Source organism: Telluria beijingensis, assembly GCF_030770395.1.
In the GTDB taxonomy this organism is placed as follows: Bacteria; Pseudomonadota; Gammaproteobacteria; order Burkholderiales; family Burkholderiaceae_D; genus Telluria; species Telluria beijingensis.
On record NZ_CP132480.1, the window covers coordinates 2124851 to 2147510 of the forward strand.

Consider the following 22660-nt stretch of genomic DNA (forward strand, 5'->3'; position numbering starts at 1 on the left):
ATGAGCCAAGACCAACAGCGCTGGATCGACCTGCGCAGCGACACCGTGACCCAGCCGAGCGCCGCGATGCGCGCCACCATGGTGGCCGCGCCCGTGGGCGATGACGTGTACGGCGATGATCCGACCGTCAACCGCTTGCAGGATTACGCGGCCGACTTGTTCGGTTTCGAGGCCGGCATGTTCGCCCCGAGCGGCACTCAGACGAACCTGATCGCGCTGATGACCCACTGCGGTCGCGGCGACGAGTACCTGGTCGGCCAGGAAGCGCACACCTACAAATACGAAGGCGGCGGCGCCGCGGTGCTGGGCAGTATCCAGCCGCAGCCGATCGCGAACCAGCCAGACGGCAGCATCGCGCTGGCCGATATCGAGGCTTATATCAAGCCCGACGATATGCACTTCGCGCGCACCCGCCTGCTGGCGCTGGAAAACACCATCGGCGGCCGCGTGCTGAGCCAGGAGTACGTTGCGGCCGCCACGAAGCTCGCGCACGACAAGGGCCTGGCGACCCACCTCGATGGCGCGCGCATCTGCAATGCCGCCGTCAAGCAGGGCATCAGCCTGGTGGATGCCGTCAAAGGGTTCGACACCGTGTCGGTCTGCCTGTCCAAGGGTCTCGGCGCGCCGGTCGGCTCGGTGCTGCTGGGTCCAAAAGCTTTCATCGAACAGGGCAAGCGCTGGCGCAAGATGCTGGGCGGCGGCATGCGCCAGGCCGGCGTGATCGCCGCCGCGGCCCATTACGCGCTGGAGAACAACGTCGCGCTGCTGGCCAACGACCATGACAACGCGGCCGAACTGGCGCAGGGCCTGGCAAAGATCGAGCAACTGAAGGTCGGCACGCCGCAAACGAATATCTTCTGGATGGATGTGCCGGCCGCCGCCTGCGCACCGCTGCGCGAGGCGTTGACGCGCGCCGGCATTCGCGCCACGGTCGGACCGAAGATGCGCCTGGTGACCCATCTCGACATCTCGAACGCCGATGTGAAGCACACGGTCGAGGTGTTCACGGCCTTCTTCGCGGATTGGCGCGTATGACGGACGACGCAATCCGCCTCGCCAAGCGCGTCGCCGAAGTGGCAGGGTGCTCGCGCGCCGAGGCCGAACGCTATATCGCTGGCGGCTGGGTCAGCGTCGATGGCGTGGTGGCCGAAGATCCCGCCTCGCGCGTGACGCCGGCGCAGGCTGTCGCGCTGCTGCCCGGCGCCACCCCGGTCGAACCCGAGCCCGTCACGATCCTCCTGCACAAGCCGGCCGGCATCGAACAGGATGCGCTGCTGGCCGCGATCGGTCCCGATTCGCAAGTGCTGGACAACGGCTTCGGGAAGCCCTTCCTGCGCCGCCACCTGTTCAAGCTGGCGCTGGCGACCCCGCTCGAGACGATGGCCTCGGGCCTGGTCGTCTTCAGCCAGGATTGGCGCGTGATGCGCAAGCTGGTCGAGGATGCCCCGCGCAATGAATGCGAATACGTGGCCGAGGTCCAGGGTCAAATCGCTGACGGTGGCCTGGAAAAGCTGGGCCGCATGTTCCGCGCCAGCTGGCAGAGCGAAACCCGCCTGCGCATCGCCGGCAAGAACATCCAGCGCGGCCAGATCGAGCGCCTGTGCGGCGACGTCGGCCTGAAAGTCACGGCATTGCGCCGCCTGCGCATCGGTCGCATCTCCATGGGCAGCCTGCCGCCGGGCGGCTGGCGTTACCTGCGCGACGTCGAGCGCTTCTAGGTTTTACCGATATGCCAAGTTCGTTCCGCCTGGTCGCCACCAGCGTCCTGTTTTTCCTGGTGCTCGGCCCGGTGATGCCGGTCATCGAATTCACCCTGGCCACCCTGTTTAGCAAGGGCCGGATCGAGATCATGCCCTCGTTTTATCTCGCGGCGCTGCTGTTCGGCGCCCTGATCGCGGGCGCGCTCGGCCTGGCGCACGGCGTGCTGGTGGCGCTGGCCGTCAAGCTCGAACCGTTGCGCCGGCGCCTTCACAGCACGCCGCGCCGCGTGCTGCTGGGGGCGGGCGCCGCGCTGCTGTGCGGGCTGGCGATGACGGCCGCCACGCTATACATCGCGCGCCATTCCTTCGGCGACCTGCTGGGCGGGATGGACCCCAACAACCCCGATCCATGGAAGATCATCCGCGCCTATATGGTGATCGAGCTGTTCATCGTGCCGGCGCTGGTGTGCGGCATCCTGTTCCAGTTGCTGCCCTGGTCGCGCAGGCTGATGCAGCGCGCCGTCGAGCGGCATTGACGGGTCATACGGCTGTCACTTTAGGCCCCTATGCTGTCGATTTTTCACACTTGGAAAATCGACAACCATGTTCCTGCGCCGTCCCGCCTCCGCCACCAAGTCCGCCAAATTCCTCCCCATGATGAGCGCGATCGCGCTGGCCTGCATGCTCGCGGCCTGCGGCGGCGACGACGACGACGATCCGACGCCGACCACGCTCGCGCTGCAGAAAATCGGCAGCTATAACGGCGGCGCGGTCGGCGCGGCCGAGATCACGGCCTATGACGCGGCCAGCCGCCGCCTGTTCGTCGTCAACGGCGCCAACGGCACCGTCGACGTGCTGGACCTGGCGGCGCCCGCCACCCCGAAACTGATCGGCACCATCAATGTCGCAAGCCTGGGCAAGGCCGTCAACAGCGTCGCCGTGCACGATGGCCTGGTGGCGCTGGCGATCGAATCGAATCCCAAGACCGAACCGGGCACCGTGGCCTTCTACAACGCGGCCGACCTGAAACTGGTCAACAGCGTCAAGGTCGGCGCCTTGCCCGACATGCTGACCTTTACCCCGGACGGCAGCAAGGTGCTGGTGGCGAACGAGGGCGAACCGAGCGGCTACGGCGTGGCCGGCACGGCCGACCCGGAAGGCTCGGTCAGCGTCATCACCGTCAACCGCGGCGGCACGCCTTCGGTGGCGACCGCCGACTTCCGCGCCTTCAACGGCCAGGAAGCCGCCCTGCGCGCGCAGGGCATCCGCATCTTCGGACCGAACGCCAGCGCGGCCCAGGACTTCGAGCCCGAATACATCACCGTCGGCGACGACGGCCGCACCGCCTACGTGACCCTGCAGGAGAACAATGCGATCGCCATCGTCGACGTCGCCACCGCAAAAGTCACCGCGGTCAAGCCGCTCGGCTTCAAGGACCACAACGTGGCGGGCATGGGCATGGATGCCTCGGACGAAGACGGCGGCACGAATACCAACAGCGGTTCGCCGGCGATCAGGATCGGCCCGCAGCCGGTGAAGGGCATGTACCTGCCGGACGCCATCGCCAGCTTCACGGTGGATGGCAAGCGCTACCTGATCACCGCGAACGAGGGCGATGCGCGCGCCGACTGGCCGGGCTTCAACGAAGAGAGCCGCGTGCGCGCCCACTGCACGGCAGGTCTCGACCCTGCCGTGTTCCCGGACGCGGCCAACAAGATCTTCGATTCGAACCTGGGCCGCCTGCGCGTGACGACCACGCCGAACGGCGGATTTACCGGCAAGAATGCCGCCGGCCAGTGCACCGAGCTGTACACCTTCGGCGGCCGTTCGTTCTCGATCTGGGATACCGACATCAAGCGCGTCTACGATTCGGGCGACGAGTTCGAGCGCCGCACCACGGCGCTGCCGAACGTCAAGTTCAACGCCAGCAACGACAACAACGACCTGGAAGACCGCAGCGCCTCGAAGGGCCCGGAACCGGAAGGCGCCGTGGTCGGCAAGTTCGGCGACAAGCACTATGCCTTCATCGGCCTGGAGCGCGTCGGCGGCGTGATGGTGTACGACGTGAGTAAACCTGCCCAGGCCTCGTTCGTCACCTACCTGAACACCCGCGACGGCGACAAGGGCGACCTGGGTCCGGAAGGCCTGACCCTGATCCCCGCGAACAGGTCGCCGAACGGCAAGCCGCTGCTGATCGTCGGTAACGAGGTCAGCGGCACGACCGCCGTCATGCAGATCAACCTGAGTTACTGATCCGCACGCTGCTTGCGCAGCAGTCCCAATCCGACCGCGGCGGCCACCACCGCCGCGCCGGCGACCAGCGCCTTGTTGGTCGCCGGCTGGCTGCGCGGCTGATTGAGGCGGCCCGGTTCGCTGTGGATGCCGCTGGCGCCATGCGGCGGCTCGTACAAGGCGCCGCGGGTGTCACGCGCCGGATCGGCGCGCTTGGCCCAGGCATCCATGAAGCGGTTCATGCCGGCCGCGATCAGGTCGGGCGCCAGCTGGGTAGCTTTCATCGCAGCGGCCGGCGCGCCGATCACGGTCGTGGCGCGCGGACGGTGCGCCAGCTTGACGACGGCGTTGGCCACGGTTTCCGGCGCCAACGCGCCCGGCGGATACGACAGCCTGGCGCCGGTATAGTTGGCCGCGTGGCTGAAGCCGGGCGAATCGACAAAGGTCGGGTACACATTGCAGACGTGGATGTCGCGCCGCTTGCCGAGTTCGGCGCGCAGGGCTTCGCTGAAGCCGCGCAGGCCGAACTTGCTGGCCGCGTACGCCGCCGCATACGGCGAGGCGACGTAGCCGCCGGCCGAGATCATATTGACCCAGATGCCGTGGTCCTGCTCCAGGAAGATCGGCAGCACCGCGTGCGCGTCGTGCATATGGGTGAGCAGGTTGGTCTCGACCACCTTGCGGTGGTCGGCCATCGGCACGTCGTGGTACTTGCCGACCACGCCGCTGCCGACATTGCTGAACCACAGGTCGATCTGGCCCAGGATGGCGCGCGCCTCGCGCGCAAAGCTTGCCACCGCATCGGCGTCGGTGGCGTCGACCACCACCGTGTCGGCCCGGCCGCCGGCTGCGAAGCAGCGGCGGGCGACATCGTCCAGCCCTTCCTTGCCGCGCGCGCCAAGCACCAGGTCGGCGCCCTGGCGGGCGAAAGCGACGGCGGTGGCGGCGCCGATGCCGCTCGAGGCGCCCATGATGACCACGCGGAGAGTCGATCGCTTCATCGTTGACCTTTCATTCACAGTGAAAAGGCCGATTATTTCGCGATTTTCCCGATCGCCGCGTTCGAATGCCGCGCGGCAAGCTCAGCGTTTGATTTTTGGCAGCAGGACCAGGCGGGTGCCGGCCAGGCGGTCGTGCAGGAATTGCCGGTCCTTGTCGAGGAAGGCAGTCAGCGCCCACGCGACGATGCCGATCGTGAGCGCAACGGCGATTTCGCCCTTGGCGTGCAATCCAAATACCGCGCACACGACCAGGGCCGGCGCGAACCAGCCCCAGGCCAGCAGGTAGCGCACGATGGCCGTGCGCCATGGCAGGCGAGCGTGGCCAGCCTGGACCACCTTGATGCGCCAGGTCTTCATGGCCAGCGTATGGCCGCTGTCGCGCCAGCACCAGGTGAAGTAGAGGCCCGTCACCAGGAACAGGTAGAGCTTCAGCCCATGCTGGAACAACGGTTCCTGGCGGTTGCCGGTGAGGAGGATGTAGACCAGCACCGCCAGCATCTCGACCGCGAACAGCAGGAAGAATTCATAGACCATCGCCGTGACGCGGCGCTTGACGGTCGGCGCGCCGCTTGCCGCGCCTTCGGCGCCCGAGGTGACGAGCGGCTCAGTTGCTTGCATTGGCGGCCTGCGCGGGGGCCTGCTGGCCGCCCGGCGCGGCGATGGCGCCGCTGCCGGTGTCGACGCCTGGGGAGGCACTGGCCGGCCCCGGCGTCACGGCGGGGGTGGCGGGGCCGGCGGCCGGGGGAGTGCCGGCGGGCGGTACGCTGGCGGTCGCCGACGGCAGGGCGGTGTCGGTGCCGGCCAGGATGCATTCGGCGCCGCGGCGGGTGGTGTTGGGTGGGCAGGGCGTCGGCGTGACCAGCATCGGCGCCTCGGGCAGCGCGACCGGGATGCTCTTGTGGCGGGTCGCCGCCGGGCTGTTGGCCAGCTTGCGTTTCTGGTCCGCCGACAGCTGCTTGTAGTTTTCCCAGTCGGCCGCCTTGTCGCCCTGGGCCAGGCGGCTGGTGCGGCTGTAGTTCTCGCGCGCCAGTTCGCGCTGGGCGGGGGTGAGCTTCATCCACTGGCGCATACGTTCATGCACGCGCTGCTGTTCGGACGCGGGCATCGAGGCGAAGCGGGCCGACATCTCGATCCACTTGCGCTTGCGCGGTCCTTCCATCCGGTTCCATTCGGGTTCGAGCGGGGCCAGCGCCACTTGCTGGGCGCTGCTCAGGTCATCCCACAATGGTTTGTCGAACTTTTTTGGCAACACGCTCGCGCCGTTGACGGCATCGGCGGTCGAGGGCAGCACGGACGGGGTATCGAAACGGTCGACGATCACCCAGGCAATCGCGCCCGCCGCCAGCACACCGGCCACCGTCCCCAGCACCGGAAAGCGGGATTTCGACGCGCCGGGCTTCTTTGTTGCGCGAGACTGTGAAGCGTCGTTCTTCGTCATTGCCGGCGCTGCTGCGACTCCAGATACGCGTTGAAGCCGGGGTCGAGGTAGGCGGTCAGCGGCAGTTCATCGGACAGCACGGCCGCGTCGATTTCGGCCAGGTCGGCGATCTGCTGTTGCTGGCCGTGCTGGTACACGCCGCCCATGCCGATCACCAGCGCCAGCACCGGCACGGCGATCGCCAGGCGCGACATAGCCGGGCCGGACACGAAGGTGCCGAAGCCGGCCAGGGCCGCGCGCCAGCCGGAAGCGGTCGGTTTGACCTGGAGGAACGATGCCTCCGGCTTCTTGCGCGCGAGCGCGGCCGCGCGCGCGGCGGCCAGCCGGTCGGTGGTCGACGCCGGCAGGGTGTCGAGCTGTTCGTTCAGTGCATGGCGTACCTTGTACGCCAGGTTGATGTCGTCGGTATTCATAGTCTGATTCCCTTGGCCTTGAGCGCTGCGGCGAGGGCGTGGGTGGCACGGGAGCAATGCGTCTTGACGCTACCCTCGGAGCATCCCATTGCTTCGGCCGTTTCGGCCACGTCCATATCCTGCCAGTAACGCATGAGGAAGGCTTCCCGTTGACGCATTGGGAGCTTTTGTACTTCTTCTTCGATCAAACGCAAGGTTTGTGCACGCTCAAACTGGTCCGCACTCGATTCTGCGGCGGCTGAACCGTCTTCCGCCTCATACGAGGCAAGTATATCAAAGTCATCATCGTCACTTCCCTCTTTGCGGCTGAAACTCCCGAACAGGCTGACCCAGGTGCTGCGCACCTTCTCGCGCCGGAAGTAATCGAGGATCGTCGTCTGCAGGATGCGCTGGAACAGCATCGGCAGCTCGGCGGCGGGCTTGTCGCCGTATTTCTCGGCAAGCTTGATCATCGCGTCCTGGACGATGTCCAGCGCCGACTCGTCCTTGCGCACCGCATACACCGCCTGCTTGAACGCACGCCGTTCGACACTCTCGAGGAAGTCGTTGAGTTCTTTATCTGTGGCCATGCGGGTTCAAGAAGCGCTCGTATTGCTCATGCTTTAGGGAAAACCCTCGCATCCTAGCAAAAAACCACCTGAGCTGCACCGACAACGCACAGCGACGGCGGTCGGGGATGCCATTTGCATAACGTTCAAAAACTGCATGAGGATAGGCAAAATCATTCGTTGTTCGGGCAATCGGGCGTGGTTAGGCTGCTAACACGACCATACCGCCGATGCCATCATGCCACTCGATAATCCCCGTCAAGAATTTGTGATCCATGCCTTCGCCGGCGCGCCGCTGGGCGCCGAAGTCATCGGCCTCGACCTGGCGCGTCCGCTCGGCGCCGACGACTTCCAGCGCCTGCACCGTGCCCATCTCGACCACCACGTGCTGGTCTTCCGCGACCAGCGCATCACGCCGGCCCAGCAAGTGGAGTTCAGTCGCCGCTTCGGCCCACTGCAGATCCACGTGCTGCGCAATTTCCAGCTGCCCCAGCAGCCCGAGGTGCTGATCGTCTCGAACATTCTGGAGAATGGCCACCCGATTGGCCTGGGCGACGCCGGCCACTACTGGCATTCGGATCTGTCATACAAGGAAACACCCAGCCTGGGCTCGATGCTGCATGCGCAGGAATTGCCGGAAGAAGGTGGCGACACCCTGTTCGCCAACCAGCATACGGCCTGGGAAGGCTTGCCGGCCGATCTGAAGCGCGAAGTCGAAGGGTTGCAGGCCGAGCACTGGTACCTGGCCAAGTACGAAGAACTGCGCCAGCGCAATCCGTTCCGCCCCAAGCTGACCCAGGCCCAGGTCGACGAGGTCAGGCCGGTCGTCCACCCGGTGGTGCGCACCCATCCCGAGACCGGCCGCAAGGCCCTGTTCGTCAGCGAGCATTTCACCACCCGCATCCTGGGCGTGCCGGAGCAGCGCAGCCGCGAACTGCTCGCCGCCCTGTTCGACCACGGCAGCAGGGCCGAGCACGTCTACCGCCACGAGTGGCAGCCGCACGATATGGTGTTCTGGGACAACCGCTCGCTGATGCACCTGGCGGCCGGCTGTCCCGACCACCTGCACCGCAAGCTGTACCGCACCACCATCGAAGGCGACGTCCCGTTTTGACTCATCCAGGAAAACCATGAAAATCAACAAGAAAATCGCCGCCGCCGCTGCGGCCCTGGCGCTGGCGCTGCCCTCGCTAGCCCAAGCGGAAGGAAAAATCCGCATCGCCGAGCAGTTCGGCGTGGTCTACCTGCTGCTGAATGTGGCGCAAGACCAGAAGCTCATCGAAAAGCATGGCAAGAAGCAGGGCGTCGACGTCGACGTCAAGTGGGTCACGCTCTCGGGCGGCGCGGTGATCAATGATGCGCTGCTGTCGGGTTCGATCGATATCGCCGGCGCCGGTGTCGGCCCCCTGATGACGATCTGGGACCGTACCAAAGGTCGCCAGAACGTGCGCGGCGTGGCCTCGCTCGGCAGCTTTCCTTACTACCTGGTCAGCACCAATCCGGCGGTCAAGACCATTGCCGATTTCGGTCCCAAGGACCGCATCGCGCTGCCGGCCGTGACGGTGTCGGTGCAGGCGCGCATCCTGCAGATGGCGGCCGCCAAGCAATGGGGCCCGGCCCAGTTCAAGAAACTCGACCCGCTCACCCAGACCGTGCCGCACCCGGACGCCGCCGCCGCCCTGATCGCGGGCAAGACCGAACTGAACGCCCACTTCGGCGGGCCGCCATTCCAGGAGCAAGAGCTCGCGGGTAATCCGAACGCGAAGATCGTGCTCGACTCCTACCAGGTGCTGGGCGGGCCGGCATCGGCGACCGTCCTGTACGCCACCGAAGACTATGTGAAGGAGAACCCGAAGACCTACCGCGCCTTCCTCGACGCGCTGGCCGAGGCGGCGCAGTACATCGCCGCCAATCCGGAAGGCGCGGCCGACGCCTATCTGCGCGTCAACAAGGGCAATACCGACCGCGCGCTGCTGCTGAAGGTGATCAAGGATCCGAAGACGCAATTCCGCGTGGCGCCGCAGAACACGCTGGGCCTGGCCCAGTTCCTGCACCAGGTCGGCGCAATCAAGAACAAGCCGGCGTCGTGGAAGGATTATTTCTTCGACCATCCAGTGATTGCGAACGGGAGCTGAGATGAATTCGCCCATCCCCCTGAACCTGGTGCGCAACACGGCAACCGCGGAACCGCTGCTGCGCGCCGAGCACGTCACGCTCGAGTATGCGAGCGAGCGCGGCATCGTGAGGGCCACCGACGACGTCAGCTTCGACGTCCACCGCGGCGACCGCTTCGTGTTGCTGGGGCCATCCGGCTGCGGCAAGTCGACCTTGTTGAAGGCGATCGGCGGCATCATCGCGCCGCGCGCCGGTAGCCTGGGCCTGTCGGGCAAGCCGATCACCGGGCCGGGGCCGGACCGCATCGTCGTGTTCCAGGAATTCGACCAGCTGCCGCCGTGGAAGACGGTGAAGCAGAACGTGATGTTCCCGATGCTGGCCGGCGGCGTATCTCGCGGCGAGGCCGACCAGCGCGCTCGCCACTGGCTGGGCAAGGTCGGCCTGGCGCGCTTTGCCGACGCCTATCCGCACACGCTGTCGGGCGGCATGAAGGCAAGGGTGGCGATCGCCCGCGCGCTGGCGATGCAGCCGGCCGTGCTGCTGATGGACGAGCCGTTCGCCGCGCTCGACGCGTTGACCCGGCGCAGCATGCAGGAAGAACTGCAGGCGTTGTGGGACGAGATCGGTTTTACCATGCTGTTCGTGACCCACTCGATCGAGGAAGCGCTGGTGGTGGGCAACCGCATCCTGCTGCTGTCGCCGCATCCGGGGCGGGTGCGGGCCGAGCTCAATAGCCACCAGTTCAGCCTGCAAAGTGCGGGGAGCCAGGAATTCCAGGCAGCTACCCAGCGGATTCATGGTTTGCTGTTTGGCGCCGACGAGCCGATCGAGGAGCAAGATCGCCAGGCGAAGGCGGTGCTGGTATGACTGCCTTGCGTGAACCGCCGATCCGGCCCGAGTATGTCTTGCCGCTGCAGCCGGCGCTGGCCGCTCCGGCGCCGGCGAATGCCTCCCTCCCGCTGGACCGCTTCGGCTGGCTGCGCAAGCCTGCCATCCTGCTGGCGCTCGCGGTCGTATGGGAGCTGGCTGCGCGCTGGTTCGATAACGACCTGCTGCTGCCGGGCGCCATCCAGACCGCCAAGGCATTCTGGGAAGGCTTGCTGTCGGGCGAGCTCATCGGGTATGTGTCGGTGTCGCTGGCCATCCTGTTCCAGGGATTTTTGCTGGGCGTGGCGGGCTCCTTCCTGCTGACCTGGCTGGCGGTATCGAACCGTTTTGGGCGCGAGCTGATCGATACGCTGACGTCGATGTTCAATCCGCTGCCGGCGATTGCGCTGCTGCCGCTGGCGCTGCTGTGGTTCGGGCTCGGCAAGGGCAGCCTGCTGATGGTGCTGGTGCACTCGGTGGTGTGGCCGTTGACCCTGAATGCGAGCGCGGGATTTCGCGCCGTCCCCGATACGCTGCGCATGGCCGGGCGCAACTATGGGCTGGGCGGACTGCGGATGGTGTTGCAGATCCTGATTCCGGCCGCGCTGCCGTCGATCCTGTCGGGGCTCAAGATCGGTTGGGCGTTCGCATGGCGGACACTGATCGCGGCCGAGCTGGTGTTTGGCAGTACCTCGGGGCAGGGCGGGCTGGGCTGGTATATCTTCCAGAGCCGTAATGAACTGTTTACCGACAAGGTGTTCGCGGGGCTGGCGACCGTGATCCTCATCGGCCTCGCGATCGAACATGTCGTGTTCCAGGCGCTCGAACGGGTTACCGTGCGGCGCTGGGGCATGCAGCGCTAACGCTTTTCACGCAAAAACTACGCACTTTATGCCTTTCGCGCCGAATTTGTTGCACCATTTTTGTTCGTGAAGCGATTTTTATCTTTCCTTCTTGACCAAAATGGTGCGGCGCGGTAAGGTGTCCCTCACGCTTTGCATCCCCAAGGCTTTTACGTCATCCGAACTCGGCACACAAGGCCCAGTCCGGTTGTGACACGCTTTCATTTGTAGGCAGTTTGCTCCGACCCGCGCCACAAGCGCGAGAGATGCGTAAGACCGCTACAAACACTCACGCTCAACGAGTTGCGCCCAGCGCCGGTGCGTAAGGACCCTACGGTGTCCGAAACATCGACGTGCACGCAGAAAGTAGTCAAGCCTGAGGGTTGTCGCGCAAAGACGCATGTCGTCAGGAACGGGCATCCGATCAATCTCCCATTGGGTTTTGAAAGGAATGTACATGAGTAACGATTCAGCCGTCCCGATCACGGGCGCTGAGATAGTGGTCCGTTGTCTGGCAGAAGAGGGCGTCAAGCACGTCTTCGGTTACCCGGGCGGCGCGGTCCTCTATATCTACGACGCCATCTTCAACCAGGATAAATTCCAGCACGTCCTCGTTCGCCACGAACAGGCCGCGGTGCACGCCGCCGACGCCTATTCGCGCAGCTCGAACACCGTGGGCGTGGCCCTGGTCACTTCCGGTCCGGGTGTCACCAATGCCGTCACCGGCCTCTCCACCGCCTATATGGATTCGATCCCGATGGTCGTGATCTCGGGACAGGTGCCGAGCCACGCGATCGGCCAGGATGCCTTCCAGGAATGCGACACCGTCGGCATCACGCGTCCAGTGGTGAAACACAACTTCCTGGTCAAGGACGTGCGCGAGCTGGCCTCGACCATCAAGAAAGCCTTCTTCATCGCCCGCACCGGCCGTCCCGGTCCCGTGCTGGTCGATATCCCGAAGGACATCACGGTCAACAAGTGCCTGTACGAGTACCCGCGCGAAATCGAGATGCGCTCCTACCGTCCGGTCGACAAGGGCCATGCCGGCCAGATCCGCAAGGCGGTCCAGCTGCTGCAGAATGCCGAGCGCCCGATGATCTATGCGGGCGGCGGCGTGATCCTGGCCAACGCCTCGGATGAACTCAACCGCCTGGTCGAAAAGACGGGTTTCCCGATCACGAATACGCTGATGGGCCTGGGCGGATCGCGCTCGTCCGATCCGCATTTCGTCGGCATGCCGGGCATGCACGGCACCTATGAAGCGAATATGGCGATGCAGCACTGCGACGTCCTGATCGCCATCGGCTCCCGTTTCGACGACCGCGTGATCGGCAATCCGAAGCACTTCGCCTCCAATCCGCGCAAGATCATCCACATCGACATCGACCCCTCGTCGATCTCGAAGCGGGTGCGGGTCGACATTCCGATCGTCGGCAACGTCAAGGACGTGCTGGTCGAACTGCTGTCGCAGCTCGATGCCGGCAACGTGCAGACCAATACCAATGCGCTGCAGGGCTGGTGGAAGCAGATCGCCGAGTGGCGCGGCCGCGACTGCCTCAAGTATCCGACTTCGGATATCGTGATCAAGCCGCAGGCTGTGATCGAGCAGCTGCATAAAGTGACCAACGGCGACGCCTTCATCACGTCGGACGTCGGCCAGCACCAGATGTGGGCCGCGCAATACTACGCCTTCGACAAGCCGCGCCGCTGGATCAATTCGGGTGGCCTGGGCACGATGGGCGTCGGCCTGCCGTACGCCATGGGCGTGCAGATGGCCAATCCGGATGCGACGGTCGCCTGCGTCACAGGCGAAGGCTCGATCCAGATGTGCATCCAGGAGCTTGCCACCTGCAAGCAATACCACCTGACGCCGAAGATCATCCTGCTCAACAACCGCTTCCTGGGCATGGTGCGCCAGTGGCAGCAGATCGACTACGGTTCGCGCTATTCCGAGTCCTATATGGATTCGCTGCCCGATTTCGAAAAGCTGGCCGAGGCCTATGGCCACGTCGGCATGCGCATCGAGAAGCCGGGCGATGTCGAGGGTTCGCTGCGCGAAGCCTTCGCCATGAAGGACCGTTTGGTGTTCATGAACTTCATCACCGACCAGAACGAAAACGTCTGGCCGATGGTCAAGGCGGGCAAGGGCCTGAACGAAATGCTGCTCGGCTCGGAGGACCTGTAATGCGACACATTATCTCTGTCCTCCTGGAGAACGAAGCCGGCGCGCTGTCGCGCGTGGTCGGCCTGTTCTCGGCGCGCGGCTACAACATCGAAACGCTGACCGTGGCGCCGACCGAAGACGCGACCCTGTCGCGCATGACGATCGTGACCTCGGGTTCGGACGACATCATCGAGCAGATCACCAAGCACCTGAACCGCCTGATCGAGGTGGTGAAGGTGGTCGACCTGACCGAAGGCCAGCACATCGAGCGCGAGCTCATGCTGATCAAGGTGCGCGCCGTCGGCAAGGAGCGCGAAGAAATGAAGCGCACCGCCGACATCTTCCGCGGCCGCATCATCGACGTCACCGAAAAGACCTACACGATCGAGCTGACCGGCGCCAAGTCGAAGCTGGACGCCTTCATCGACTCGATCGACCGGGCTTCCATCCTCGAGACGGTCCGCACCGGCGGCTCCGGCATCGGCCGTGGTGAACGCATCCTAAAAGTCTGATCACAAAAAAACGCTGAAACATCGGACGTAGTTGGCGGCTATGCCGCCGACGCGTGACGCCCGAACACCCACATCATTACTCAAAATACAGGACACCCAAAATGAAAGTTTTCTACGACAAAGACTGCGACCTCTCCCTCATCAAAGGCAAGAACGTCGCCATCATCGGCTACGGCTCGCAAGGCCACGCCCACGCCCAGAACCTGTCTGAATCGGGCGTCAACGTCACCGTCGGCCTGCGCCGCGGCGGCGCCTCGTGGGGCAAGGTCGAACAGGCAGGCCTGAAGGTCGCCGAGGTCGACGAGGCAGTCAAGAACGCCGACGTCATCATGATCCTGCTGCCCGACGAGAACATCGCCGAGGTCTACAACAAGAACGTCGCGCCGCACGCCAAGCAGGGCGCCGTGCTGGCCTTCGCCCACGGCTTCAATGTCCACTACGGCCAGGTCGTGCCGCGCGCCGACCTCGACGTGATCATGGTCGCTCCTAAAGCCCCGGGCCACACCGTGCGCGGCACCTACACGCAGGGTGGCGGCGTGCCGCACCTGGTCGCCGTCTACCAGGACAAGTCGGGCGCGGCGCGCGATATCGCACTGTCCTACGCGATGGCCAACGGCGGCGGCCGCGCCGGCATCATCGAGACCAACTTCCGTGAAGAAACCGAGACCGACCTGTTCGGCGAGCAGGCCGTGCTGTGCGGCGGCGCCGTCGAGCTGATCAAGGCAGGCTTCGAGACCCTGACCGAAGCCGGCTACGCGCCGGAAATGGCCTACTTCGAGTGCCTGCACGAGCTGAAGCTGATCGTCGACCTGATCTACGAAGGCGGCATCGCCAACATGAACTACTCGATCTCGAACAATGCGGAATATGGCGAGTACGTGACCGGCCCGCGCATCGTGACCGAAGACACCAAGAACGCCATGCGCCAGTGCCTGAAGGACATCCAGACCGGCGAATACGCCAAGAGCTTCATCCTGGAAAACAAGGCCGGCGCCCCGACCCTGATCTCGCGCCGCCGCCTGACGGCCGAGCACCAGATCGAGGAAGTCGGCGCCAAGCTGCGCGCGATGATGCCGTGGATCGCGAAGAACAAGCTGGTGGACCAGTCGAAGAACTGAACGTAGTCGGGCCCGCGATTGCGGGCCCGATGACGAAAAAAAAGATCGCCTTGCAACGGCGATCTTTTTTTATTTCCGGACCTCAGAAACGGTCCAGGTCCTTGGCCAGCGAGACGGGGCCCGTATAGGCAGGCGAAATACCGCGGGTGAAGATGTTCGGGTCGGACTGGGTACCCAGGGCCGGCACGAAATGCGTCAGCACGACCGATTGGACGCCCGCCTCGGCCGCGATCTTCCCGATATCCTGCGGCGTGAGGTGGCTCTTGCGCATGCGGTCGGCCGCGCCATCGGCGAAATCGGCCGACGCGCCTTTCAAGGTCTTGCGCAGATAGTCAGCGATGGCTTCGGGATGCACGACTTCGGTCACCAGGACGTCCGCTCCCTTCGCCAGCCGCGCCAGCCTGCGCGTCGGTCCGGTGTCGCCCGAATAGACGTAGACCTTGCCTGCGGTCTCGACCCGGAACGCCACCGCCAGCGGCCGACGTTCTTTGGCGATCGGCGCCGATGGCGGCACCTCGTAATGTTCCACGCTGATGCTGAGCACCCGGATCCTGTCGTCTTCATACACCAGCTGGGGCTCCTCCATCAGGTCCGGCAGGTCCTGGGCACGGAAGGCCGACGCCAGCGGCAAGTTGGCCGGCCCTTGTACCGCATACGAGGCGTCTTCGGTCGCCGCATTCCCGTCCACGATGCCATTAACAAGGCGCTGCGTGCCGCGTGGACCGACGATCGGCATCGGCTCCTGCCTGCCGCGCAGCCACTTGGCCAGCATGACCGGGCCCAGGTCGGCGTTATGGTCGGGATGGTGGTGCGACAGGAACACCGCGCGCAACTGGCGCAAGGGGATGTTGGCGGCCGCCGCCTGGCGCAATACGCCACTTCCGAGATCGAACAGGTACACCGCATCGCCCACGACCAGCGCATTGGAAATCTGCGCCTGGTCGGCGTGGACGATCGGACCGCCCACGGTCCCCAACGTCACCCACTGCGCCGGCGCTGGCGATTCGGCCTGTGCATGAAACGGACTCAAGGCCGCCAGGCCCAGGGAAACGATGCTTGCATAACGGGACCACATGATTGACTCCTCCTTTGACGATGAATTGCGCTGGCGACCAGCGCGCGGTCGGGTTGGTTGGCAACTTCTCGACGACTAAGCATTGTGCAGCGGCGGTCAACCGGGCGGAACCCTCACCATGGTGAGGCTAGTCAAGCCAGTGGATGTATGGCGAAGTATCGCCAGAATGATTCATGTGAAATGACGTGGATCAAGAAAAAGTAATTCGCGATGACGATTTTGCTGCGATAACAGGAGACGCAAGATGTTTGGTACCAGATCCATTTTCATTGTTCTCGATGAGGCATGTACGCGCCTCGCCGATTCTTCCCAAAGGCTGCAGCCATGACGGCGGCGGTTTCCACACCGGCGCGGGCCGGATGGCGTCAGGGCTGGATCCTGGTGTTCTCGGGCTTCCTCCCAGTGATGGCGATCCTGGCGCTGGCCCCGACCTTGCCGACCCTGATGGCGCACTTCGGCGAAGTGCCTTACGCGAGCGTCATGGTGCCGCTGCTGGTCACCGCGCCGAGCGCCGGCATCGCGCTGTTCGCTCCCGCCGCGGGCGTGATCGCCGACCGCTTCGGCCGCCGCCGGCTGATGCTGGGCGGTATGGTGTTGTATGGAGTCGGTGGCCTGATCCCGCTCTTCATCGACAACTTCTGGGCGGTGGTGGCCGGGCGCGTGGTCATCGGCCTCGGCGAAGCAGGGCTGCTGACCGCCGTGAATACCCTGCTGGCGGACTACTACGAAGAGAAGGAAAGGCACCGCTGGCTGGCGCTCCAGGGCGTCGTCGGCTCGCTGCTGGGAAGCCTGACGATCGCGGGCTCGGGCTTCCTGGCGGCCCAGGGCTGGCAGTGGCCGTTCCTGGTGTACGCGGTGTCGATACCGATCTTCCTGGGCAGCCTGATGTACCTGTTCGAACCGGCGCCGCGACAGCCTGCCGTCGTTCGACAAAGCGCGCCGGCGGCGGCCGCGCCGTTTCCCTACCTGGTCGCGGCCGCGGTATGTGGCGTCACGGTGCTGCTGTCGACGCTCTACTATGTCCAGGTCATCAATTTCTCGCTGCTGCTCAGGGAGCTGGGCATCGTCGATCCGAAGGCGATCGGCCTGCGCACCGCGCTGCCCAGCCTGGGCGTGCCGCTCGGCGCCATCCTGTTCATCCTGACCGTCCGCTTCGGTGCGCGCATGCAGATCCTGCTGGTGTTCGGTGGCTTCGCCATCGGCCTGTGCGGCATCGGCCTGGCGCCCGATTACAGGGTGGCGCTCGGGTTCGCGTTCATCCAGCAGGTCGCCAGCGGCATCATCGTGCCGGCACTGATCTCGTGGGCGCAGGGCAGGTTCGACTTCGAGCACCGGGGACGCGGCATGGGGTGGTGGTCGAGCTCCTTCTTCGTGGCCCAGTTCCTGTCGCCCGCCGTGGTCAACCTGGTGCGGGTCCAGGTGGGCAGCCTGCAGGCGGCCTTCCTGGTGTTCGGACTGGTGGCGGCCGCCGGCGCCGTGGCTGTCCTCGTGCTGCACCTGAAGATGCCGATGCCCCGCAGGCCCCGTTCGGCCTGAGCCGCATCGGCACACCTGCGACAAGCAGCGATCGCGAACCATCCGCATGCATTCCGGCGTACGCCGGCATGCAGGAACGCGCTCGCGTGTGCACTGCGCAGGCCTTCGCTACGCCTGTTCGACCTATCGAAATCCTGCATAGCAGTCATTCACCGAAAGGCTGGTAAGCGGCCTGTTCCCGGGTGCGGGAAAAAACCTATCATCGGGTCGCCTCGTTTTTCGAGCCGCCTCATTTTTTGACAACGACAACACGATGCGACACACGGTCGCACAAACCTGGAGACAGCACCATGCATAACCCGAACCTCAACCGAATGGCGCGCCTGCTCGCATCCGCCGGCCTGCTCACCGCCGTCGTGCCTGCATTTGCGGACGTACCCGATCAAGCCGGCAGCGACGCCAAGCACGGCCTGCAGGAAGTCGTCGTCACCGCCCAGAAGGTCGCGCAGTCGGCCAGCAAGACGCCGATCGCACTCTCGGTGATCGGCGCCGAGGAACTGAAGTCGGCCGGCATCCACGAGGCGCGCTCCCTCGCCGCGGCGATCCCGAACGTCCACATCGGCCAGGAGAGCGGCAAGCTGCAGATCGCGATCCGCGGCGTCTCGAGCCTGGACATGACGCCCAAGGGCGATCCGTCGACCTCGTTCAACCTCGACGGCGCCAACGTGCCGCGGCCAGAAGCGCAGATGGGCGCCTTCTTCGACGTCGACCGCATCGAAGTGCTGCGCGGCCCGCAGGGCACGCTGTACGGGCGCAATGCCACCGCGGGTGCGATCAACGTCATCACGGCGCGGCCCGAGTACCGGCTGGGCGGCTCGGCCAGCGTCGAACTGGGCAACTACGGCACGCGCCGCGTCGACGGCGCAGTGAACCTTCCGGTCAACGACGTACTCGCCCTGCGCGCGGCGATCAGCGTCAACCGCCACGACACGTACTACAACCCCGGCCCCAACACCGACATCCCGCTCGCGGACCAGGACGACCGCGCCGCGCGCCTGCATGCGCTGGCCACGTTCAGCAAGGACACGACGCTGTTGCTGACCGCCGAGACGAGCCGGATGAAGGGCGGCGGCGCGACGCCGATCCCGATGATGAACTTTTTTGACGGCACCCAGGTCGACAACCTGCCGCTATCGCCCATGGGCATCGGTAACAATATCGCGAATCCGGTCTACGTCGACCGCGGCGCCACCACCCAGCTCACGCCATCGCTGCGCTTCGCATCGCCCGACGCCTACAGCGACAACCGCGCCCACTCGCTGCGTGGTGAATTCGGTACCCGCGTGGGATCGGTCGGCCTCACCTACCAGCTGGCGCGCCTGAAGACGGACATCGGCGGCCTGCACAACGGCACCTACTTCGGCTTCCCGTTCAACTCCGACGTCAGCGGCGATTCGTCGGCCCTCTCGCACGAGCTGCGCCTGAACTCCACCGGCAACGGCCCGCTGCGCTGGGTCGCCGGCCTGTATGCCTTCGACGAGGATATCGACCAGTCGATGACGCACTACACGTATGCGGTGACGCCGGGCGGCCCGCGCACCATCACGGTGCCCTATCTGCCGCATGTGAACAACAAATCGAAGGCCGCGTTCGGCCAGGCCACCTACAGCCTGCGCGACGATACCAGGCTGACCGTGGGCCTGCGCCGTACCATCGACGAGAAGTCCGGCTCGGATCCGCTCGCGGGCGTCGTCGCCGCACCCGGGCAGTCGGCCAGCACCGGCGCCTATGACATCGCGGTCAAGTACACCGACACCAGCTGGAAGCTCGGCCTGGACCACGACTTGATGCCGGGTTTGCTGGCCTTTGCCAGTGTGTCGACCGGCTACAAGGCGGGCGGCTTCAACGACAAGAAGAACGCGGGCACCTACCGGCCGGAAGGACTCAAGGCCTACGAGGCCGGCGTCAAGGGACGCCTGCTGGACAACCGCCTGCAGCTGGCCGCCAGCTACTTCTACTACGACTACACTGACATGCAGCTGACCGCGACCGTGTGCACCAGTCCCGATCCGACCTCGTGCGGTTCGGTGACCACCAACGCCGCGAATTCGACGGTCAAGGGCCTGGAGCTGGAAGCGACTGCCATGATCGGCGAGAATGGCACGCTGCGCGCGAACGCCGCCCTGACCCGGGCGCGCTTCGATGCCTATCGCCCGAACGCGACGCGCGACTGGTCCGGCGAGTCGCTGGACCGTGCGCCGGAAACGACGCTGGGACTGGGCTACACCCATTACTTCCCGCTCGATAGCGGCGCCGAGCTGTCGGCGACGGTGGGCACGCGTTACTCGGCCGCCTACCTGATCAGCGACCCGTCGGCCGGCATCCGCTATCGCCAGCCGTCGCACACCAAGTCCGAGCTGACGCTCGGCTACCGCGCGCCGGGCGACCGCTACACCATCCAGCTGTTCGCCAAGAACCTCGAAAACGAGATCACGATCGAAAGCCGCGTGCCGGGTTCGTTCTTCGTCGGCGATCCACGCACCTTCGGACTGCGGGCCTCGACCACGTTCTGATGGTGAATGCCGTGCCCGCCGTAAGGGCAGGCATGGCATGCGCGGCGGCTACGGTGCGGGATTGCCCGCGCGGGCCTGCAGTTCGCGGTACCGATCGTAGAGCCGGGTCAGCTCGGGCAGGGAACGCGTTCCCAGCTTGTGCATGATCTGGCTGCGGTGCGCCTTGACCGTGCGCTCCGCGGTTTGCGTTTCGTAGGCGATCTGCTTGTTGAGCAAACCGGCCATCACCCTCTCGAAGATCTCCAGCTCGCGCGGCGTCAGCCGGTCGAACGCCGCCAGCAGCTCCCTTTCCTTGTCGGCTTGCTCTTGCCACACCAGGTCGTGGCGCAGGGCCAGCGCGATCGCCTCCAGCAGCGAGTTTCTCGAGACCGGCTTGGTCAGGACGGTTTCGGCGCCGGCACGCAAGGCCTGCACCGTCATCGGGATATCGCCATGCCCGGTCAGGAAGATGATCGGCCGCCCATTGCCGTGCGCGCGCAGGCGCGCCTGCAGTTCGAGGCCGGAGAGGCCCGGCATGTTCACGTCCAGCAGCACGCAGCCATGGCCGGCTGGCGCGTCGGACAGGTAGGCTTCGGCGCTGTCGTAGCCGCGCACGGCATGGCCGCATGCCGCCAGCAGTCCCTGGATCGACATCCTGAAGTTATCATCGTCGTCGACCACGTGGACGACGGGCGTGCATGCTGCGTGATTCATGGAGTGTGCTCCGGTTGTTCGAGGATGGCGGGCAGCTGGAACGAGAAACGCGCGCCACCGCCTTCGCGCGCGGCCGCCTGCAGGGAGCCGCCGTGCCCCTGGACCAGCCCTTTCGCGATGCTCAGGCCAAGCCCGAGGCCGTCGGGCTTGGTCGTATGGAATGAATCGAATACCTGGGCGGCCTGGCTCGCATCCAGCCCGTGGCCACGGTCGAGCACCGTCACCGTCGCCTTGCGCGCGGCCGCATCGAAGCTCGAGGATACCTCCACCATGCGCATGGACTGGGGCGTGTCCTGCATCGCATCCATGGCATTGAGCGCCAGGTTCAGAATGACCTGTTCGAGTTGCGCCCGATCCGCGCGCACGCGGATGCCCGGCGCGCCAGGCCGCAGCACGAACTGTACCTGGCGTCGCTGCGCCTCGGGGCGCAGCATCAGCGCGGTGTCGGCCAGCAGGTCGTCCACCGCCACCAGGTCGACCGGCTGCGGCATCTTCCTGACCATGCGCCTCAGGTTCGCGAGGATTCGCGTCGCGAACCCGTTCGCGGCGTGGATGCGATCGAGGGCATCGCGCACCTCGGCCCTGGGAACCGGATCGCGTTCCAGCAGCACTTCCACCGTCTCGGCATTGGCGAGGATGGCGCCCAGCGGCTGGTTGAGTTCATGCGCCAGTGTCAGCGACAGGGCGCCCACGGCATTGAGCCGCTGCTGGTGCGCCAGTTCCGCCAGCCGCTGCGTGGCGTCGCGCTGGGCGCGCCGCCGTTGCCGTCGTTCGAACAGCAATGCGGCCAGCAGCGACGATTGCAGCAGCAGCACGCCGACGCCGACGAGGACCTGTACGCGGTAGGCGTCCCACAGGTCCGGCGGGCGGAATTCGACCACCGCGGTGGCGGGGATGCGTCGGGAGTCGATATCCAGCCGCTCGGCTACCCGCCAGTCCACGCGCACGATGGGCGGGCTGGCAGGCGTGACCGGCTCCGATGGCGGGTCGCGCTGCAGCAGGATGCGCACCAGCAGGCGGCCAACCCCGGTCCCCAGCAGCGTTGCGGAATATTCGGCGCCGCCCACGATGCCGCGGCCGAACAGCTCCGGCGTGCCGCTGAAGACGGGGACCGGGCTCAGCGCCAGCAGTTCGCGCATGGTGCGCGTACTGATGATTTGCTGGGTGCCGGCATCGCGTACCGGCCCCGTCAGGGCCAGCAGCGAGCCCGGGGGGAGCGATGCGATCCGTTGGCGAAGCTTGCTGTCGTCCAGCCCGACGAGGCGCTCGATCACCAACTGTGCATGGTGGCGGTCGACCAGCTCCCAGAAATCGGGACGCATGGGATCGCCTGGTTCCGGACCGAGGACGGCCATGTGGCGGGGGCCGGGAAACAGCTGCGAGGCCAGGCGGAGGGTCGGTTCGATCCCGTCCTGCATGATCTGTCCGTAGACGGCGCGCTGGCCATCCAGGGATGGCATGTTGGCGGCAGATACGCCACCGAAGACGATCGGAATATCGCCCCACAAGGCAGCGCGGGCTTCCAGTGCGAATGCGAGTTGCGGGGCGCCGTACACCACCACGGCGTCGAATCGCACGCCGGAGAAGCGCTTGTTCATCCAGTCGATCGCCAGGCGCCGGTCCACCTGCGACGGCAGGAATTCCGTCAGGACGACGGCGCGGGCATTCTCCGCGGTTAGCTGATCCGTCACGGCTTCGACGAATCCGCTCAAGGGCTGGAGGTGAGGACTTTCGGGGACCAGTACCAGCACCGAGGGCGCCGGGGAGGGGACAGCGACCGGCGTTGCAGCATGGCCGGATGCGTGGGCAATACCAGGCAATTGCAGGCCATGGAGGATCATGGCGAGTAAGAAGATGCAGCAGAATCTCATGTGAACAAGCCGGCCCGCTCCA

The 22660-nt window shown here is 65.5% G+C and carries 21 protein-coding genes; 13 read left to right on the forward strand and 8 right to left on the reverse strand.

Going from position 1 to position 22660, the window contains the following annotated elements; translation table 11 throughout:
* The 4 genes from ltaE to Q9246_RS09445 all read left to right on the forward strand — a co-directional run bounded on the left by ltaE (nt 1) and on the right by Q9246_RS09445 (nt 3953).
* A complete protein-coding gene (gene ltaE / locus Q9246_RS09430; protein WP_306397238.1) occupies nt 1-1035 on the forward strand; it encodes a low-specificity L-threonine aldolase in 1035 nt (344 codons plus the stop codon).
* Nucleotides 1032-1718, forward strand: a complete 687-nt coding sequence (locus tag Q9246_RS09435) for an RNA pseudouridine synthase (protein WP_306397239.1) — start codon at nt 1032-1034, stop codon at nt 1716-1718. Before ltaE ends, Q9246_RS09435 begins: the two co-directional genes overlap by 4 nt.
* An 11-nt stretch (nt 1719-1729) precedes the next feature.
* A complete protein-coding gene (locus tag Q9246_RS09440) occupies nt 1730-2236 on the forward strand; it encodes a hypothetical protein (protein WP_306397241.1) in 507 nt (168 codons plus the stop codon).
* A gap of 67 nt (nt 2237-2303) precedes the next feature.
* The gene (locus Q9246_RS09445; RefSeq protein ID WP_306397242.1) at nt 2304-3953 is read left to right on the forward strand and encodes a choice-of-anchor I family protein; all 1650 of its coding nucleotides are present in this window, start codon (nt 2304-2306) and stop codon (nt 3951-3953) included.
* Here the strand turns inward: Q9246_RS09445 and Q9246_RS09450 are convergent.
* The 5 genes from Q9246_RS09450 to Q9246_RS09470 form a co-directional block, all read right to left on the reverse strand.
* A complete protein-coding gene (locus Q9246_RS09450; protein WP_306397244.1) occupies nt 3947-4933 on the reverse strand; it encodes an SDR family oxidoreductase in 987 nt (328 codons plus the stop codon). The genes Q9246_RS09445 and Q9246_RS09450 overlap by 7 nt on opposite strands.
* A gap of 81 nt (nt 4934-5014) precedes the next feature.
* A complete protein-coding gene (locus Q9246_RS09455; protein ID WP_306397245.1) occupies nt 5015-5551 on the reverse strand; it encodes an RDD family protein in 537 nt (178 codons plus the stop codon).
* Nucleotides 5538-6371, reverse strand: a complete 834-nt coding sequence (locus Q9246_RS09460; protein ID WP_306397247.1) for a DUF3106 domain-containing protein — start codon at nt 6369-6371, stop codon at nt 5538-5540. The genes Q9246_RS09455 and Q9246_RS09460 overlap by 14 nt, the downstream gene beginning before the upstream one ends.
* The gene (locus Q9246_RS09465; protein ID WP_306397249.1) at nt 6368-6784 is read right to left on the reverse strand and encodes a DUF3619 family protein; all 417 of its coding nucleotides are present in this window, start codon (nt 6782-6784) and stop codon (nt 6368-6370) included. Before Q9246_RS09465 ends, Q9246_RS09460 begins: the two co-directional genes overlap by 4 nt.
* The gene (locus Q9246_RS09470) at nt 6781-7353 is read right to left on the reverse strand and encodes an RNA polymerase sigma factor (RefSeq protein ID WP_306397250.1); all 573 of its coding nucleotides are present in this window, start codon (nt 7351-7353) and stop codon (nt 6781-6783) included. Before Q9246_RS09470 ends, Q9246_RS09465 begins: the two co-directional genes overlap by 4 nt.
* A gap of 217 nt (nt 7354-7570) precedes the next feature.
* Here Q9246_RS09470 and Q9246_RS09475 point away from each other — a divergent pair, with 217 nt between their 5' ends.
* The 7 genes from Q9246_RS09475 to ilvC all read left to right on the forward strand — a co-directional run bounded on the left by Q9246_RS09475 (nt 7571) and on the right by ilvC (nt 14950).
* On the forward strand, nt 7571-8446 hold the full coding sequence (locus Q9246_RS09475) for a TauD/TfdA dioxygenase family protein (RefSeq protein ID WP_306397251.1): 876 nt from the start codon (nt 7571-7573) through the stop codon (nt 8444-8446).
* A 16-nt stretch (nt 8447-8462) separates the two neighbouring features.
* Entirely contained in the window at nt 8463-9467 is a 1005-nt protein-coding gene (locus Q9246_RS09480; protein ID WP_306397252.1) for an ABC transporter substrate-binding protein, read from the forward strand.
* 1 nt (nt 9468) lies between these two features.
* Nucleotides 9469-10314, forward strand: coding sequence for an ABC transporter ATP-binding protein (locus Q9246_RS09485; RefSeq protein ID WP_306397254.1), 846 nt, complete (start codon nt 9469-9471; stop codon nt 10312-10314).
* Nucleotides 10311-11177, forward strand: coding sequence for an ABC transporter permease (locus tag Q9246_RS09490; RefSeq protein WP_306397255.1), 867 nt, complete (start codon nt 10311-10313; stop codon nt 11175-11177). The genes Q9246_RS09485 and Q9246_RS09490 overlap by 4 nt, the downstream gene beginning before the upstream one ends.
* A gap of 436 nt (nt 11178-11613) precedes the next feature.
* Nucleotides 11614-13341 carry an acetolactate synthase 3 catalytic subunit gene (locus Q9246_RS09495; RefSeq protein ID WP_306397259.1) on the forward strand — a complete coding sequence of 576 codons (1728 nt, stop codon included), beginning with the start codon at nt 11614-11616 and terminating at the stop codon, nt 13339-13341.
* Nucleotides 13341-13832 carry an acetolactate synthase small subunit gene (ilvN, locus tag Q9246_RS09500; RefSeq protein WP_005666354.1) on the forward strand — a complete coding sequence of 164 codons (492 nt, stop codon included), beginning with the start codon at nt 13341-13343 and terminating at the stop codon, nt 13830-13832. The genes Q9246_RS09495 and ilvN overlap by 1 nt, the downstream gene beginning before the upstream one ends.
* 101 nt (nt 13833-13933) lie before the next feature.
* A complete protein-coding gene (ilvC, locus tag Q9246_RS09505) occupies nt 13934-14950 on the forward strand; it encodes a ketol-acid reductoisomerase (protein ID WP_306397260.1) in 1017 nt (338 codons plus the stop codon).
* Nucleotides 14951-15032: 82 nt separating this feature from the next.
* Here the strand turns inward: ilvC and Q9246_RS09510 are convergent, their stop codons facing one another.
* Complete coding sequence (locus Q9246_RS09510; RefSeq protein ID WP_306397262.1) at nt 15033-16025, reverse strand: MBL fold metallo-hydrolase; 993 nt, start codon at nt 16023-16025, stop codon at nt 15033-15035.
* Nucleotides 16026-16349: 324 nt separating this feature from the next.
* Here Q9246_RS09510 and Q9246_RS09515 point away from each other — a divergent pair, with 324 nt between their 5' ends.
* The gene (locus Q9246_RS09515) at nt 16350-17561 is read left to right on the forward strand and encodes an MFS transporter (protein WP_306397264.1); all 1212 of its coding nucleotides are present in this window, start codon (nt 16350-16352) and stop codon (nt 17559-17561) included.
* Between the two features lie 290 nt (nt 17562-17851).
* A complete protein-coding gene (locus Q9246_RS09520) occupies nt 17852-20074 on the forward strand; it encodes a TonB-dependent receptor (protein WP_306397266.1) in 2223 nt (740 codons plus the stop codon).
* 48 nt (nt 20075-20122) lie between these two features.
* Here the strand turns inward: Q9246_RS09520 and Q9246_RS09525 are convergent, their stop codons facing one another.
* Both Q9246_RS09525 and Q9246_RS09530 read right to left on the reverse strand, forming a co-directional pair.
* Nucleotides 20123-20767 carry a response regulator transcription factor gene (locus Q9246_RS09525; RefSeq protein ID WP_306397268.1) on the reverse strand — a complete coding sequence of 215 codons (645 nt, stop codon included), beginning with the start codon at nt 20765-20767 and terminating at the stop codon, nt 20123-20125.
* A complete protein-coding gene (locus Q9246_RS09530) occupies nt 20764-22479 on the reverse strand; it encodes an ATP-binding protein (protein WP_306397269.1) in 1716 nt (571 codons plus the stop codon). Before Q9246_RS09530 ends, Q9246_RS09525 begins: the two co-directional genes overlap by 4 nt.
* Nucleotides 22480-22660 lie beyond the last annotated feature (181 nt).

Excerpts from the sequence above, each read along its gene's own strand:
- Q9246_RS09475 (WP_306397251.1), top strand. The coding sequence starts at position 7,571 with ATGCCACTCGATAATCCCCGTCAAGAATTTGTGATCCATGCCTTCGCC.
- Q9246_RS09455 (WP_306397245.1), bottom strand. The coding sequence starts at position 5,551 with ATGCAAGCAACTGAGCCGCTCGTCACCTCGGGCGCCGAAGGCGCGGCA.
- Q9246_RS09490 (WP_306397255.1), top strand. The coding sequence starts at position 10,311 with ATGACTGCCTTGCGTGAACCGCCGATCCGGCCCGAGTATGTCTTGCCG.
- Q9246_RS09520 (WP_306397266.1), top strand. The coding sequence starts at position 17,852 with ATGCATAACCCGAACCTCAACCGAATGGCGCGCCTGCTCGCATCCGCC.
- Q9246_RS09435 (WP_306397239.1), top strand. The coding sequence starts at position 1,032 with ATGACGGACGACGCAATCCGCCTCGCCAAGCGCGTCGCCGAAGTGGCA.
- Q9246_RS09495 (WP_306397259.1), top strand. The coding sequence starts at position 11,614 with ATGAGTAACGATTCAGCCGTCCCGATCACGGGCGCTGAGATAGTGGTC.
- Q9246_RS09440 (WP_306397241.1), top strand. The coding sequence starts at position 1,730 with ATGCCAAGTTCGTTCCGCCTGGTCGCCACCAGCGTCCTGTTTTTCCTG.
- ilvC (WP_306397260.1), top strand. The coding sequence starts at position 13,934 with ATGAAAGTTTTCTACGACAAAGACTGCGACCTCTCCCTCATCAAAGGC.
- Q9246_RS09485 (WP_306397254.1), top strand. The coding sequence starts at position 9,469 with ATGAATTCGCCCATCCCCCTGAACCTGGTGCGCAACACGGCAACCGCG.
- Q9246_RS09515 (WP_306397264.1), top strand. The coding sequence starts at position 16,350 with ATGACGGCGGCGGTTTCCACACCGGCGCGGGCCGGATGGCGTCAGGGC.
- Q9246_RS09480 (WP_306397252.1), top strand. The coding sequence starts at position 8,463 with ATGAAAATCAACAAGAAAATCGCCGCCGCCGCTGCGGCCCTGGCGCTG.
- Q9246_RS09525 (WP_306397268.1), bottom strand. The coding sequence starts at position 20,767 with ATGAATCACGCAGCATGCACGCCCGTCGTCCACGTGGTCGACGACGAT.
- ltaE (WP_306397238.1), top strand. The coding sequence starts at position 1 with ATGAGCCAAGACCAACAGCGCTGGATCGACCTGCGCAGCGACACCGTG.
- Q9246_RS09470 (WP_306397250.1), bottom strand. The coding sequence starts at position 7,353 with ATGGCCACAGATAAAGAACTCAACGACTTCCTCGAGAGTGTCGAACGG.
- Q9246_RS09465 (WP_306397249.1), bottom strand. The coding sequence starts at position 6,784 with ATGAATACCGACGACATCAACCTGGCGTACAAGGTACGCCATGCACTG.
- Q9246_RS09460 (WP_306397247.1), bottom strand. The coding sequence starts at position 6,371 with ATGACGAAGAACGACGCTTCACAGTCTCGCGCAACAAAGAAGCCCGGC.
- Q9246_RS09510 (WP_306397262.1), bottom strand. The coding sequence starts at position 16,025 with ATGTGGTCCCGTTATGCAAGCATCGTTTCCCTGGGCCTGGCGGCCTTG.
- Q9246_RS09445 (WP_306397242.1), top strand. The coding sequence starts at position 2,304 with ATGTTCCTGCGCCGTCCCGCCTCCGCCACCAAGTCCGCCAAATTCCTC.
- Q9246_RS09450 (WP_306397244.1), bottom strand. The coding sequence starts at position 4,933 with ATGAAGCGATCGACTCTCCGCGTGGTCATCATGGGCGCCTCGAGCGGC.
- ilvN (WP_005666354.1), top strand. The coding sequence starts at position 13,341 with ATGCGACACATTATCTCTGTCCTCCTGGAGAACGAAGCCGGCGCGCTG.